Genomic DNA, 14,146 nt, shown 5'->3' with positions numbered 1-14,146 from the left:
ACCAGCGATCAGTCCGCTTTGAACGACAGTGGAATTTCTGCCACCTGCTGTCCCATGTTGCCTGGGTAAATCAGGTACTCACCATGATATTTGACGTTCGATTTGTAATCGGTACGCTTGTGAAGCATAAATCCGGCTGCCGCAGCTTTCTCGACAAATCCTGCATGGAAACCGCGCACAAACCAGCTCATCGGTTTAACCAGCAACTCACCGTCAAAACACGCTTCACATTGCACGGAACACAGCGCCAGTGAGTTCTGACCGTCAGTAAAGATCTGCACTTTACCACAATCAACCAACGGCTCAGACGTCGAGATTTCCCACCCGTCCTGCTCCATGCTATCGAGAAACCTCTCAACTTTTTTATCAGTGATGGTGTTGTCACGTTCACCGCTAAAAAACGACGCGTAATAGCCAGAGATGCGTTTAAAGGTAAACAGCAATTCCGACTGATTGCCTTTTGAACGGCCCGCTTTTTGCCAGCGCGTTAAGTCGTCGACCACACAACGATGAAAACGTTGGCTCTTCAACGCCTTGGTAACCCAATGCACTAAAAAGTGATTGTTGGCCACTGGTGCATTCACCAGTTTGCCTGAACGATGTTCAGCGTCTAACTCTGCCAATGCCGAATTCACGACATTCTGAATTTCCAAGTAATAGTCTGACACTACGCTTTTCTTCCTAAGGTCCAATAAAAACCGACCGATAATACCGAACATCCGGCCATAACGAAAATCATTGGCCACGCAACGCCGCTTGGCATTGCGGCAACCACAGCGCCAATCACAGATCCGGTACCAAAACGCAGTGTACCCGCCAGTGACGATGCTGTCCCCGCCATACGAGGGTAGCCACTCAGCAGCAAACCCATCGAGTTACTACCAATGGTTGAGATTGTGCCGACAAATAGCACGACAAAAGGCACCGTGCCCCACAGACCGGCATCCAGCATCCAGCCGACAAACAGGCCAATACCGGCCAATAACTGAATGAACAAGCCGAAACGCAGCATCGCATGCGAACCGACTTTCTTCACGAAGCGGCCATTTAAGCTCGTCATGGCGATCATCGCGACAATGTTCAGGCCAAACAGGTAGCCAAACTCATTCGGTGTCACCCCATACAGATCGATATAGACAAACGAACCTGCGGTTAGGAATGCAAACATACCAGCAAATGAAAAAGCACCCGAGAAGATCAGTCCCATCGCCTCACCATTGCGACACAGCTGCAGGTAGTTTTTGATGGTACTTCTGAAATGCAGAGGCTGACGGTTGTCTGCCGACAATGTTTCCGGAATTTTCCAGAACACCATGGCAATCACGAGCGCAGAGAAAATCGCCAACGCCCAGAAAATGGAACGCCAACCGAACCACACAGCCAGATGCCCACCAATCATCGGGGCAACCAGTGGAGCCAACGTCACCACCAGAGTCACAAACGACATCGCTCGCGCAAAATCTTCTCGATCGAACATATCACGCACCACGGCCTGAATGACAACCGCCGCCGCCGCACCGGCAAAACCTTGCGCCGCACGAACGGTGGTTAATGCATCAATACCATTGGTCGTTGCACTGACCATTGAAGCCACCGCAAACAGGAAGACACCGCACAGCATGACAGGACGACGTCCGTAGCTATCAGCTAAAGGGCCATGCAAAAGTTGGCCGATAGCAAAACCGGCGGTATACGCCGTCAGCGTAATTTGAACCGCACCAGCACTGGCACCGAGATCTCGGGCGATCGCTGGCATCGCTGGCAGATACATGTCGATCGCTAAAGGGGTTAACGCGCCAATCGCGCCAAGAACCACAAACAACAGAAAACCGATCTTCGAAGCATCGTGTTGGGGGGATGCAGTATTAGAGGTCATAAATCTCCGCTCTGATATAAATACGAAGTGCGACAACAAGGTGCCGCACTTAGGATAGTTTAGTAAACGCGCCACAGATTAGGGAATTACGCGCAAACTTCTAGTTCTAATTAGGAAACAAACTATTTCCTAAATTACATTTTATTTCCTGACAGAGTCGTCAATTACTTCCAGATAGACGCCACTTCTTCTTCAGTCAGGTAGCGGTATTCACCCGGCTCTAACGCCTCATCCAATACGATGTCACCGACGCGTTCACGGTGCAGACCCACAACTTTATTGCCCAGCGCGGCAAACATACGTTTTACCTGATGGTATTTACCTTCGTGAATGGTCAGCAGTACTTCATTTTCGTCCGCATTCACCAGTTCCATTTGCGCTGGCAGAGTCATTTCACGTTCGTTACGCAGCTCAATACCATTCGCCAGTTTCTCGGCGTAATCAGCCTGCACAGGATCAGCCAGCCAAACGCGATACGTTTTGTCGCACTTGTGTTTTGGTGACGTAATTCGATGTGACCACTGTCCATCATCGGTAATCAGCACCAGCCCCGTGGTATCCACGTCCAGACGCCCGGCAAAATGCAGGCCTCGCATATTCACTTCATCGAGCAGAACAAACGCCGTGTGATTAAAACCGTCTTCATGCGAGCAGACAAACCCTTCCGGCTTATACAACATAATGTAGCGCGGCCCTGTCAGCGAAAGCTCACGATCCTGCCATACCACCACGGAGTCGTCCGTCACTTGGACTGCACCGCTTTTCTGAACCTTACCATCGACGGTAACATCACCACTTTTCAGAATCTGAGTGGCTTCTTTTCGCGTGCTGCCCAGCGCATCACACAAGAATTTATCTAAACGCATGAATACCTCATCTGCTTGAAGTCGGGTATTATAGCGGGCTGACACTAAATAGTTGAGCTATTTCACAGAAATTATCGCCGGCCAGCATGTACACACTTCGTCCTTATCAAGCAGATTCCGTTAAAGCGGTGATCCACTACTTCCGCCAACACTCCACTCCTGCCGTCATCGTGCTTCCTACAGGTGCGGGCAAAAGTTTGGTGATCGCTGAATTGGCGCGCCTGGCAAAAGGTCGAGTTCTGGTGCTAGCACACGTCAAAGAACTGGTCGAGCAAAACCACGCGAAATACGAAGGCTACGACCTCAAAGGTGCCATCTTCTCGGCAGGCCTTGGCCGCAAAGAAACCGATCAGCAAGTCGTGTTTGCTTCGGTGCAGTCGGTCGTTCGTAACCTCGACGCATTCAAAAACCAGTTTTCATTACTGGTCATCGACGAATGTCACCGCGTACCGGATGACAAAAGCAGCAGCTATCAAAAAGTCATCACTCACCTGCTGGAACTCAATCCGGGAATGAAAGTATTAGGCCTGACTGCCACTCCCTATCGATTGGGGATGGGTTGGATTTATCAGTATCACACCCGTGGTCTGGTGCGCAGCGAAGAACCACGTTTTTTCCGCGACTGCATCTTTGAACTGCCGATCCGCTACCTGTTGGATGAAGGATTCCTTACTCCAGCGCGCCTTATCGACGCCCCCGTGCTGAGTTACGACTTTTCGCAGCTCAAGCCTGCCAACACCGGCCGCTACAAAGAGTCTGAAATGGATTTGGTGATTGAACAATCGAAACGCGCGACACCGCAGATTGTTCAGCAGATCATTCAGCTCGCCGCCGATAAACAGGGCGTGATGGTATTTGCCGCTACGGTGCGCCATGCGCAGGAAATCCTGGGCTTACTGCCACAAGGCGAATCCGACATCGTGATTGGTGATACGCCGTCACCGGAACGTGACGCAATTATTCAGCGCTTTAAACAGCGTGATTTGAAGTTTCTGGTTAACGTATCCGTACTGACCACTGGTTTTGACGCACCGCACGTCGATCTGATTGCTATTTTGCGCCCGACGGAATCGGTCAGCTTGTATCAACAAATTGTTGGTCGCGGCCTGCGCCTTTCTCCGGGGAAAACCGAATGTTTGGTGCTCGACTATGCGGGTAACACCTACGATCTGTATCAGCCGGAGGTAGGCGACCCCAAGCCGGATTCCGACAGCGAAATCATCACCATCCCCTGCCCGGCCTGCGGCTTTAACAATAACTTTTGGGGCAAGCTCGACAGTAACGGTTTTTTGATAGAACACTACGGCCGCCGCTGTCAGGGCTACTTTACTGATGAAGAGACTGGCGAACGCGAACACTGTGGTTACCGCTTTCGCGCCAAATACTGCGGCGAGTGCGGTGCAGACAACGACATCGCCGCGCGAATTTGTCATGAATGCGATGCGACGCTGGTCGACCCGGACAAAAAGCTCAAAGAAGCACTCAATCTGAAAGACGCGCTGGTGTTTGAGTGCCTCGAAATGGATCTGTCAGTACTGAAAGATGACAAAGGCAAATCCCAGCTCAAAGTGACCTATCGCGGTGACAACAACGCACAGGTGCACGAGTTCTGGTCTTTGACGACAGCGAAACAAAAAACCACGTTCAAAGAGCGCTTTGTGCGCCCTCATCTGGCCGACAAACATCGTCCGTTTGACGAAGCGTCGCCAAGCAAAGTGGTGAATAATCAACATCGCTTCCGCCCGCCCCAGTTCGTAATAGCCCGCAAAGTCGGTCGCTTCTGGAAAATGCGCGACAAAATCTTTGAGGATGAACTGAGTTAATCTGCGTAAAGTGGTTGATTCACTTTCTATTCATTTTCATTTTTATATACTGACGGCATGTGACTTAACAGGTAGCTAATATGTTGAATCAACACATGAAAGCATTCGCATGTCTTGCTCTTTTCAGTAGCCTCTCTCTGCCAGCACTCGCTGACCACGATGCCCCGCACGAACTGATTCAAGACGCCTATAAAGAAGGTGCCCACGTTAAAATCGATGAAGATCAGGACGAAGTGTATGAAGCGGTTCGTCAGGGTAAAATTCGTCCTTTTTCCGAACTCTACGCCACCATTGATAAGCAGTTAAATGGCCGCGTGATTAAAGTCGAATTGGATGAAGATGATGATGAGTGGATCTACGAACTCAAACTGGTTTATGACAATAAAGTGATTCGTGTGGAATACAACGCCACTACCCTTGAGCTAATGTCTATTCGTGGACGTAACGTCCTCGATGTCATCAAAAAATAGAGAAACATCATGAAAATACTGGTAGTGGAAGACGACGCGCGTTTGGGTGAACAGATCATTGATTCACTAGAGCAAACTGGCTGGGTACCCGAATTATCGCAGGATGGGATTGATGCTCTTTACCGCGCAACGTCTGAAGAGTGGGATGTGATCGTGCTCGACCTTGGTTTACCTAAGTTAGACGGGTTAACCGTTCTCAAAGGCATTCGCGATGAAAACATCAACACGCCAGTGGTGATTCTCAGTGCGCGCGATACCTTAACTCAGCGCGTTGAAGGCCTAAACGCAGGCGCCGACGATTACCTCACCAAACCGTTTGAAATGGTTGAACTCATCGCCCGCATTCGCGCACAACTGCGCCGCGCTTCCGGGAATGCTTCACCCGTGATGCAAATTGGCGATTTAAGTCTGGATACTCGCACATCGAAAGTGATGTGGCGCGGACAAGCCGTCAACCTCACCGCGTTGGAATATAAAGTGGTCGCCTACTTTATGCATAACCCAGAGAAAGTAATCTCCCGCACTGAGCTGGTTGAGCACATTTACAAACAAGATTTTGATCGCGACTCAAATACCATTGAGGTTTTCATCGGCCGAATCCGCAAGAAAATCGCACCGAACATCATCAAAACCGTCCGTGGTTTAGGGTATCAGTTGTATGCCGAATAGAGAGTCGCCGTTCAAACGTCTCAGCCTGAAAAGCCGTCTGCTATTGGCGGCGACCTTATGGCTCGGGGCGATGATTCTCGCAGCAGGCTATATCATTCCAAGTCTGGTAAAAGAGTATTTGGTGTCTGACGTTCAGAACCAGCTTCGACTTTCCATGGATGAAATCACCGCCAATCTTGAGGCCAACGACCGCGGCGGCCTGAGCCTTGCCATCCGCTTATCCGATCCACGCTTTTACCAACCCTATAGCGGGCTTTACTGGACAGCCAGCGTCGGCGATCAGGAATTGCGTTCTCGTTCGTTGTGGGACAAATCGCTGACCAAACATGAACATGGTCTCAAGACGACCTATCTGGGTGCAAAAGATGAACCCTTAGTGATCCTCACCCGCACCGTCTATCTACCGGAGTTCTCAAACCCAATCACGATTTTTGTCGGTGTCGATGAAGCGCCAATCATGGATACCCTCAAACAGGTGGTCAGCCAACTTTGGGTCATACTCGGTTTGCTGTTTGTCGGCGTACTGGTGCTGATTGCCGCTCAAATTTCCTGGTCGCTGTGGCCGCTGGGCAAAATGCAAAAAGAGCTGGTCGCCCTACGAAAAGGTGCACAATCGGGATTGGACGAAGCTTATCCAAAAGAGATTTCACCGTTGGTGAACGACCTCAATGCGTTGTTGTTTCACTATCAGGAGCTTTTAGAAAGAGCTCGCAACCATGCCGGTAACCTGTCGCATGCGTTGAAAACGCCACTTTCCGTCCTGAAAAACGAGATAGAAACGCTGCCACCTGATCAGCGCGAAAAGCTGCAACTGCCCATTGAACAAATTCAAAAGCAGATTGACTACCACCTCGGGCGCGCGCGAATGGCAGGTTCTGCAAACATTCTGGCGGTAAAAGCGAACCCCAGCGAACGTGTCGACGCCATTTCAATGGCTTTTGACAAAGTGTATGCCGAGCGTGACATTGTCCTGGTAAACGAACTTGATTCTGAGCTGGAAGTCGCCGTCGACACCACCGACTTTGATGAAATGATCGGTAACCTGCTGGAAAACAGTTATAAGTGGGCCAATTCCCTGATTCGGGTACACAGTCGCGTGGTTGACAAGAAGTGGGTCGAAATCTGTGTTGAAGACGATGGTCCAGGAATCAGAGATGAAGATTTGGACAACGCCGTCAAACGCGGAGTTCGGTTGGATGAAACTCAACCGGGTACCGGGCTTGGCCTCAATATCGTCAGTGAGATGTCACACAGCTATCAGGGTAAACTCTCGCTTTCGCGCAGCCAGCTGGGCGGTTTAAAAGCGGTGCTCAAGTTAAAACAACCCGCTCTGTAGCTTTTTGAACAGTCTAATAACAACGTCAGAAGTCGGCTGCATCCTCGTTTAGAATCACGTATTTTGACGTCTTTGCGCAGGATTGATGGTTAATCCGCCAAACAGTGGTTAAATTCAGGCTCAACAGCCGTTAGAACCCTGTTTTTCTATTGCTCGAATCGTATTTGAATGATAGTATCCGCGCTCGTTTTGATGCTAACTCATCGTTGACATCGAAACTTTACCACGGCGACAAGGTCGCATTGTTGCTGTGACGTTACTAATTTACTAATTTGAGAGTAAATACCATGAAATTTGAAGCAGTAGTACGTACTGAGCTAGGTAAAGGTGCGAGCCGCCGCCTACGTAACACTGGCAACTTCCCTGCTATCGTTTACGGTGGTGAAGCTGCGCCAGTATCAATCACTCTGAACCACGATGACATCGTGAACCAGATGGACAAACCTGAATTCTACGAAGCAATCGTTCTTGTGATCGATGGCGCTGAAGTTAAGGTTAAGCCACAAGACGTTCAACGTCACGCGTTCAAGCCAAAAGTTGAGCACATGGACTTCATCCGTATCTAATTCCCTACCAAGGAATTAGTTGGATTAAATCCAACCTTTTGCATACATAAGACAATCGGCCTTACCATCCGAGAATCTAGAAATTCGAAAACCCGATGCTACCAACATCGGGCTTTCACCGTTTTAGGCGTTCTCTAAAACCTTAGTTAGGATAAATCACCTTCCAGTCAGTTTTCATATCGACAACTGGCCAGCCTTTCTCTTTCGCTTCATCCAAGCCTTTATCAAGTTTGCCGACATGGGATTCTCGGTCATAGCTCCACTCACGTTTGTCGTCGGTGTGATGAATGTAAACTGGTAAACGAAGACCATCACCCGCTGCGGTCCATTGTAGCATCGCCAAATCGCCGTCAGAGTTACCAAATGCAGCAATCGGACGATGGCCGATACGTTCGTAAATCTGCTGGGCTTTCACTTCTTTATCATCGTTAACCAACAAGTTTGGCAGACGTTTCAGCACAGGTTTGCCGTCAAGCATCATAAACTCGGTTTCAAACGTACTGCCAACAATTTGCTCTGGCGGAATGTGATACACCGCTGGTGCCCACGCACGCATAAAGCCTGTACCGCCACCAGAGACGATAAAGGTTTTGAAGCCGTTGGCTCGCAGGTAGTCAAGCACCTCTAACATCGGCTGGAAAACCATCTCGGTGTATTGTTTCCCTGTGGTGGGATGCTTGGCACTGGCCATCCACTGTTTCACAATGGCATCAAACTCATCGCTCGTCATACCTGAGTGGGTGACATAGAGCAATTTGACCAAATCTTCCGTGTGCAGATTCTTCAGGTTCCCTTTGAGAACACTGGCGAAGGGTTCTTCCGTCGTCCATTCCGGGTGCTGTGGCGCAAGAGTTTTGACGCGGTCTAACGCGAACTGAACCTGAAAATACATTGGCTGCTCTGACCAAAGTGTGCCGTCATTGTCGAACGTCGCGATGCGCTCTTCTTTGGGAACAAAGTGCTCCGAATTCTTGTCTGTCACTTGCTGAACAAATTCGATGATGGATGTTTTTGCTTCGCTGTCGTTCCAGGATGGCAACGGAACTTTGCTTGCTGCACTCGCCTGAGCAATCAGTGCCAACCCCAGAAAAAGTGCTGCCTTATAACGCTGTAGAGGTAAGATTTTCACAAGATGTCTCCTTCTTTAGCCAACTGTAAAAATAGATTTGTGCTAGGAATCCGAAGATTCCGTTTGATGTAGTTCTGGTAGTGCTTTGGGTAAGCTAAACCGTTGGCGTTGCTTTTTGATGCGCCGCCACAGATAAATGAAATCGGGGCGAGTGGCATTTTGGTCTTGCGCCTGAACGGCATGGTTCTTCCAGCGCATATTCGGCGAATGTTTTACCAACGCGACACTGTGCGTCTCTGCGCGAAGCTTGCGGTACAACATGGTGCGGCTGCGCGAATGTTCTCCACGGCGCAGCGCTTGGCGGAACTCAAGCCACATCGGCCTAGGATGTGTTTGGTAATAACGTTTGAGCCATATCGCCAAGCCCACAAGAACAACGACAACGGATAACGCAATTGCCAGCTCCCAAGCGTAATATCTGACCCAGGATGCCAACGTATGCTTGATATGAATGGTTCGCCCTTCCAGAGTTACTTTTTCCAAGCGGTCTTTTTCAGTGTTCCACCACCAGAACTCGTACGCAGGCCATTCGATCTCTCCGCCAGCGAGCAGCACATAGGTCTGGCTTTCTGTTCGATGCGAAACGTAGCCTGACCGACTGTGCTGATCATCGAGTTCAGGCACCGCGGGATAAACGCTCCACAACGGAGAGCGCTGTTCCGGCATCAAGGTCGGCAGCAGCACCGACAGCGAGTCATTTGCTTCCAAAGTGACGGTACGAGTAATGCTGTCTCCGGCTTTGAGCGGTTGGTCTTCTTGGTCACTCCACTGCTGCTGCACCTTAACTGCAGAGGCTGCAAACCCATTTCTCGCTGCCAACTCTGCGCTGGGCAACACCACCCGAAATGAGATTGGCGCCGTTTGCAATGCGACGGCTTTTTTCTGATTATTGAAATCCGACACCTGAGTAAACACCTGTGCTGCGGGCACCACAAACTCTCCGCTTTGTTGCGGATAGAGCGTGATTTCCCAACGTTGTATGGACCAGGTTTGGCCATTTTCTCGTTCGGTATAGTTCACAGCAGACGTGTTGCGCTGTTTGACTAACACATTGGGAATTTCGATTCCTTTGATTTGCGTCCCAGAGGTGAACCAACTGTTGGTCGAGACTTCAATATGCAGCAATATTTGTTGTGTCGGCGCCCACGTCTCAACAACCTTATCCGGGTCATCGCCCAACCACGCTTTAATTTTGACGTCGACAGGCGCAACAGCTTCATCCGCCTGCACAAGACTCAATGGCAGCGATGACAACAAGAGACACAGAGCACAGAACACCAATCGCTTCATCGATTCGCTCCTTCTTTGGTTTCGCTTTGCTGCAAATTTTGCAGTTGGAATTTCGCTTGAAGAAAACGTTGAGGACTGGCTTCCACCCGCTTGAGCCACACCTGCGCCAACTGAGGGTCGCCAAGGATCTGATCGGCACTCAACTTGTCACGAATCATCTTGTCTTGTGTCGTCTGTTCATCTGCTCCTTCAGCGGTTTGCGGCTGATCGTCAGGCAATTCAATTGATGTCTCCTGATCGCCGACACTGTTTGCCTGAGATGCACTGGCCTGGTTGATTTCCTCAATCAAGCCATCAATCACTGCGAGGTTATGCTCGGCATCAGCTTTGAGTGACGGTTCAATCTCCTCTTTAGTCGAGAGCGATCTTAAAAGCTGACGAGCCGCGATATATTCCCGCTGTCTGGCGAGAGCACTGGCCGCATAATAGCGCCCAAGATTCGAGTCGCTTTGCATAAAAACTGCCTGAGCTAATGTGAATTCTCCCGCATAGTAGTAGGCAATGCCTTTGTTAATTGGTGATTGATACGCGACAGCCGCTTTAACGAACTCTCCGCGGTTGAACCACCATTCACCTTGTTGATTTGGCGTTAACCACAAATTGAGCCACCATTGATAACTTTTGTCCCAAAGTGTCACTTCCTCATTCTGCTGCTCAGTGTTGGCCACCGCTGATGTCATGGCTGCGTAGGCATTGGTGGGGGTCATGTTTGGTGTAAGCAACGCAAACATCAGCCCCCATTTCACTAACCAACCACGGCGGAACCAAAGCAAAGTGATTGCAGCCAAAGGTAAAATTAACCAATACCCTTCATCCTGCCATGGCATTGTCGATTCATTACTCAGCATTCTGAAACGCTCTATCTTGCTCTCCAGCGTTTGTATATCGCTATCATCAATAGTGAGCGTAATCACGTCGCCGCCCGTACTTTGCGCCAGACGCTGCAAAGAGTTCATATCCAACGGTGCTTTCGATTCCACTTGCGGATTACCCGTCGCAAGGATCAGAAGTTGATAAGGGTTATCCGAGAAATAACGGGTAAACGCCTCAATGGCGGCATCAGAAACACCATCACTTACCAGTAAAAGAGTGTTGCCCACATAGGGAGGAATCTGTTGCTTCAGCAAGCTCAGTGCACGCTGCGTAGCTTTACCTTCCACGGGCATAACCTCAGGATTGATCGCCGCCAAATAGGGTTTCAATACCTGATTATCGCTGGTCAACGGCATGGCAACATGAGCACTGCCGGCAAACACAATAAGTCCCGTTTTGCCACCATGCCGAGCTTGAGTCAGATCTGAGATTTTCTGTTTGCCTCGAGTCAGCCTGTCTGGCGCGACGTCTTTCTGCAGCATCGATTCGCTGCTATCTAACAGAACCATTAGCGACGCACTGTCTTCACCAAATGGCGAAGCCTCTCTTTGCCACGTTGGCCCGGCACAGATAATGACGGCGATACTCACAACCACCACCAGCATTTTAAGCGGAAGCTGACGGCTCCAGCCCCCCTGCCTCAGCGTTAATGCCTGGCGTAAATGCTCCGGGAAAAAGCTGAGTTGTTGAGCGCTCTCTTCTCGTTTCCAGCGCAAGTACAGAATCACCAGCAGCGGAACAAGCGCCAACAGCCATAACGGGCGCAGGAAATGAAACTGTGACAGTTGTTGCCATGCCATTGACCAGTTACTCATTCGCCGCCTCCTGATTTCTCAGATGTTGTTGCAATGTCATCCAACTAAAGACGATAAGATGCAACACCAGCACAACCGCAATCAGGTAATGGTGCAGGCTGATTTTTGGGCGGTAAGATTCGCTGCTGTATTTTTGTGGCTCAAGCTTATCGATCACCTGATACGCCTCATTCAACTGCTGTTGATCGATAGCAACAAACGATCTTGCCTGAGTCAGTTCTGCTACGCGATTCACCACATCCATGTCCAGCGGTTGTTCGCCGATATTTTCCGGATCGCCCATAGCAATGACATAAATGCGAATGTCTTTGGATGCGGCAATTTTGGCCGCATCCACTGGTGCCACAAAACTACCAGTATCATTACCATCGGTTAATACCACCATGATGCGCTCTTGTGTCGTAGTGGGCGTTCGTTCAAACACTTTAATTCCAAGCCCGATAGCATCACCTAAATTGGTACTTTGCCCAGCCATTCCGGTTTGCGCTTCGTCTAACAAACTGAGCCACACCGTTTGATCGGCGGTAAATGGCGTTTGAATAAAGGCGGCATCGCCAAAGAGAATCAGCCCGAACCGATCACCTTTGCGTTGCGTCACGAATTCACGCAGCACTTGCTTAGCCGCATCCAAACGCGTTAAGTTTTCGCCTCCTCGGGTTGAAAAATCTTTCTCTTCCATAGAGCCGGAGAGGTCGACCAGCATCATTACATCACGACCGAACGCTTCTCTGGTCGTGACTTCCCCCAGCACACTCGGCTTCGCCAATGCCGTCACAATCAATAACCATGACAGTATCAGTGTCACTTGCTGCCAGTGGCTTGCCCGAAGCAAGCCTGCGGCCACTTTGGGCGTTTCATTTAAGGCTTCCAAAATTTGCGTAAAGAAAGGGACTTTAATGGCATTTTCCCGGCTGCGATAAGCCGGAACCAACCAGTAGATCAACAGTGGTAAAGGCAACAACGCGAAAGCCCAGGGATACGCGAACTCCAATTGCGTCATTGTGCTTTCTCCGGCAACCGATGATTTAAAAGCCACGCCCTCAATGCAGCGCGCATCGCCGTGAAATCCGGAGTGGTCGCCTTAGGGTCTTCCAAACAAATCATCCACTGAACGAAGTCAGCATTCTGTGCCATATTCACATTACCTTGATGATAGTTGTCCATCTGGCGAAGCAAGCTCTGGCCATAAACTGCGGCGTTTTTTGAATCAAGATAAACCATCACTACTTTGACAATCTTATGCATTTTCTGCGGCCACAGCGCATCATCGGACGACAAGCGAGCCAGCGCCTCAATTGCCTCTCGGCGATAACGGTTACACCACCAATGCTCAACCCGTTGGTAGATGACATAAACCGTCAGAATAGTGAGCAGAATCAACAATAACTGCCATCCAAGTGCTTGTGGCCACCATCCGACGGGATCGGGAATCGGCACTTCTTTTAGCTCTCGTAACATATAGCTGCTTGGAGGCGATGGGGTCATTGAATGCCCCTTAACGTCTGAGCAAGCTGGACCAGATGATCGCCATGAGTGGTGATTTCGATAAACGGCATATGCTGTGCCGCCATCAAACTCTTTAGATGCGTTTGTTTCTCAGCATAACGAGCGTGAAGTCGCTTGTTGACTTCAGAAGTCTGTTTACCTTTTTGCAGCGCCAACTGGTAGCGGCCATCACCGACGACCCAGGCGGAGCGGATCTGCTGCTCTGGCAGGTTCACTTCCAGTGGGTCAGAGATGAAAATCGACAACACATCATTGTGCTGTTGAAGATATTTAAGCTGTTTCAACGACTGCGCATCCGCATCCGAGAAATCACTGATGATGATCAATGTGGCCGCTTTCAGGCGACGCTGACTGAGTTGGTCCATCCATTTCCGAAAACCGACACGGTCGTGATCGTAACTTGCAGAGCTGAGCATCTGGTTGGCAGTCACTAGCTGGTTTAATCCCATAAGAAAATGGGCGTTTCCGCGTTTCGCTGACGACCAGTTAAGTTCCTGACACGCTGAGATAAAAAAACCAACCCGATCATTGTTTGCCAGCGCAAGCCAACTCACAAGCGCGGCTATTTCAGCAGCCACTACCGATTTCATGTAGCTGACTGAACCAAAATACATCCCGCTCCTCTGGTCAACACATACGATCACCTGATGGTCTTTCTCTTCGGTATAGCTGCGCACATGTGGTTTGCCCGTGCGCTGCGTGACTTTCCAGTCCATTTGGCGAATGTCATCCCCCAATTGGTAATGGCGAAGCTCTTCAAAGTTGAGGCCTCGTCCACGCTGATGAGATTGATAACGACCAGACAGATGCGCTCGTGAATAACGCGCGCTAAGCAGCTTTATCTGCGTCACCTGATTTTGCAGCCGCACCAATTGCGGCAAAGTGACATGAATACGGCTATCCGTTGTGAGGCGAGGTTGATTCATA

14 protein-coding genes are annotated in these 14,146 nt (G+C 49.9%); 5 read left to right on the top strand and 9 right to left on the bottom strand.

Annotated features, from left to right (window positions below; genetic code table 11):
* Positions 1-8 precede the first annotated feature (8 nt).
* From LGV68_RS02990 to rsuA, 3 genes are all read right to left on the bottom strand, one after another.
* Positions 9-668, bottom strand: coding sequence for a DUF2913 family protein (locus tag LGV68_RS02990; RefSeq protein WP_252536217.1), 660 nt, complete (start codon positions 666-668; stop codon positions 9-11).
* Positions 668-1,876, bottom strand: coding sequence for a Bcr/CflA family multidrug efflux MFS transporter (locus LGV68_RS02985; RefSeq protein WP_020330337.1), 1,209 nt, complete (start codon positions 1,874-1,876; stop codon positions 668-670). Before LGV68_RS02985 ends, LGV68_RS02990 begins: the two co-directional genes overlap by 1 nt.
* Positions 1,877-2,040: 164 nt before the next feature.
* Positions 2,041-2,742 (bottom strand): 16S rRNA pseudouridine(516) synthase RsuA, encoded by a 702-nt coding sequence (gene rsuA / locus LGV68_RS02980; RefSeq protein ID WP_044362171.1) that lies wholly within the window; start codon positions 2,740-2,742, stop codon positions 2,041-2,043.
* 86 nt (positions 2,743-2,828) lie between these two features.
* On the opposite strand from rsuA, the gene LGV68_RS02975 reads away from it, so the two are divergent.
* The 5 genes from LGV68_RS02975 to rplY all read left to right on the top strand — a co-directional run bounded on the left by LGV68_RS02975 (position 2,829) and on the right by rplY (position 7,606).
* Positions 2,829-4,565: a DEAD/DEAH box helicase gene (locus tag LGV68_RS02975; protein WP_202645221.1), complete on the top strand. Its 1,737-nt coding sequence runs from the start codon at positions 2,829-2,831 to the stop codon at positions 4,563-4,565.
* An 80-nt stretch (positions 4,566-4,645) separates the two neighbouring features.
* Positions 4,646-5,035, top strand: a complete 390-nt coding sequence (locus LGV68_RS02970) for a PepSY domain-containing protein (RefSeq protein WP_032082601.1) — start codon at positions 4,646-4,648, stop codon at positions 5,033-5,035.
* Between the two features lie 9 nt (positions 5,036-5,044).
* A complete protein-coding gene (locus tag LGV68_RS02965) occupies positions 5,045-5,704 on the top strand; it encodes a response regulator transcription factor (RefSeq protein WP_202642198.1) in 660 nt (219 codons plus the stop codon).
* The gene (locus tag LGV68_RS02960) at positions 5,694-7,040 is read left to right on the top strand and encodes an ATP-binding protein (RefSeq protein ID WP_252536215.1); all 1,347 of its coding nucleotides are present in this window, start codon (positions 5,694-5,696) and stop codon (positions 7,038-7,040) included. Before LGV68_RS02965 ends, LGV68_RS02960 begins: the two co-directional genes overlap by 11 nt.
* A gap of 287 nt (positions 7,041-7,327) precedes the next feature.
* Positions 7,328-7,606, top strand: a complete 279-nt coding sequence (rplY, locus tag LGV68_RS02955) for a 50S ribosomal protein L25 (RefSeq protein ID WP_004725590.1) — start codon at positions 7,328-7,330, stop codon at positions 7,604-7,606.
* Positions 7,607-7,748: 142 nt separating this feature from the next.
* Here rplY and LGV68_RS02950 read toward each other — a convergent pair whose 3' ends face one another.
* Genes LGV68_RS02950 through LGV68_RS02925 form a run of 6 tightly spaced genes read right to left on the bottom strand, consistent with a single transcriptional unit; the run spans position 7,749 to position 14,145 of the window.
* Complete coding sequence (locus tag LGV68_RS02950) at positions 7,749-8,735, bottom strand: HAD family hydrolase (RefSeq protein ID WP_252536208.1); 987 nt, start codon at positions 8,733-8,735, stop codon at positions 7,749-7,751.
* 42 nt (positions 8,736-8,777) lie between these two features.
* Complete coding sequence (locus LGV68_RS02945; protein WP_252536206.1) at positions 8,778-10,025, bottom strand: BatD family protein; 1,248 nt, start codon at positions 10,023-10,025, stop codon at positions 8,778-8,780.
* Positions 10,022-11,713: a VWA domain-containing protein gene (locus LGV68_RS02940; RefSeq protein ID WP_252536204.1), complete on the bottom strand. Its 1,692-nt coding sequence runs from the start codon at positions 11,711-11,713 to the stop codon at positions 10,022-10,024. Before LGV68_RS02940 ends, LGV68_RS02945 begins: the two co-directional genes overlap by 4 nt.
* The gene (locus tag LGV68_RS02935) at positions 11,706-12,713 is read right to left on the bottom strand and encodes a VWA domain-containing protein (protein WP_222733068.1); all 1,008 of its coding nucleotides are present in this window, start codon (positions 12,711-12,713) and stop codon (positions 11,706-11,708) included. Before LGV68_RS02935 ends, LGV68_RS02940 begins: the two co-directional genes overlap by 8 nt.
* On the bottom strand, positions 12,710-13,198 hold the full coding sequence (locus LGV68_RS02930) for a DUF4381 domain-containing protein (RefSeq protein WP_024373850.1): 489 nt from the start codon (positions 13,196-13,198) through the stop codon (positions 12,710-12,712). Before LGV68_RS02930 ends, LGV68_RS02935 begins: the two co-directional genes overlap by 4 nt.
* Positions 13,195-14,145: a DUF58 domain-containing protein gene (locus tag LGV68_RS02925; RefSeq protein ID WP_158146493.1), complete on the bottom strand. Its 951-nt coding sequence runs from the start codon at positions 14,143-14,145 to the stop codon at positions 13,195-13,197. The genes LGV68_RS02930 and LGV68_RS02925 overlap by 4 nt, the downstream gene beginning before the upstream one ends.
* Between the last annotated feature and the right edge of the window lies 1 nt (position 14,146).

The organism is Vibrio sp. LQ2 (genome assembly GCF_023920125.1).
GTDB lineage: Bacteria > Pseudomonadota > Gammaproteobacteria > Enterobacterales > Vibrionaceae > Vibrio > Vibrio fluvialis.
Note: the sequence above shows the minus strand (reverse complement) of the source record. Positions and strands in the feature narration are given on the sequence as shown.

Excerpts from the sequence above, each read along its gene's own strand:
- LGV68_RS02930 (WP_024373850.1), bottom strand. The coding sequence starts at position 13,198 with ATGACCCCATCGCCTCCAAGCAGCTATATGTTACGAGAGCTAAAAGAA.
- LGV68_RS02975 (WP_202645221.1), top strand. The coding sequence starts at position 2,829 with ATGTACACACTTCGTCCTTATCAAGCAGATTCCGTTAAAGCGGTGATC.
- LGV68_RS02960 (WP_252536215.1), top strand. The coding sequence starts at position 5,694 with ATGCCGAATAGAGAGTCGCCGTTCAAACGTCTCAGCCTGAAAAGCCGT.
- LGV68_RS02945 (WP_252536206.1), bottom strand. The coding sequence starts at position 10,025 with ATGAAGCGATTGGTGTTCTGTGCTCTGTGTCTCTTGTTGTCATCGCTG.
- LGV68_RS02985 (WP_020330337.1), bottom strand. The coding sequence starts at position 1,876 with ATGACCTCTAATACTGCATCCCCCCAACACGATGCTTCGAAGATCGGT.
- LGV68_RS02935 (WP_222733068.1), bottom strand. The coding sequence starts at position 12,713 with ATGACGCAATTGGAGTTCGCGTATCCCTGGGCTTTCGCGTTGTTGCCT.
- LGV68_RS02925 (WP_158146493.1), bottom strand. The coding sequence starts at position 14,145 with ATGAATCAACCTCGCCTCACAACGGATAGCCGTATTCATGTCACTTTG.
- rsuA (WP_044362171.1), bottom strand. The coding sequence starts at position 2,742 with ATGCGTTTAGATAAATTCTTGTGTGATGCGCTGGGCAGCACGCGAAAA.
- rplY (WP_004725590.1), top strand. The coding sequence starts at position 7,328 with ATGAAATTTGAAGCAGTAGTACGTACTGAGCTAGGTAAAGGTGCGAGC.
- LGV68_RS02965 (WP_202642198.1), top strand. The coding sequence starts at position 5,045 with ATGAAAATACTGGTAGTGGAAGACGACGCGCGTTTGGGTGAACAGATC.
- LGV68_RS02940 (WP_252536204.1), bottom strand. The coding sequence starts at position 11,713 with ATGAGTAACTGGTCAATGGCATGGCAACAACTGTCACAGTTTCATTTC.
- LGV68_RS02970 (WP_032082601.1), top strand. The coding sequence starts at position 4,646 with ATGTTGAATCAACACATGAAAGCATTCGCATGTCTTGCTCTTTTCAGT.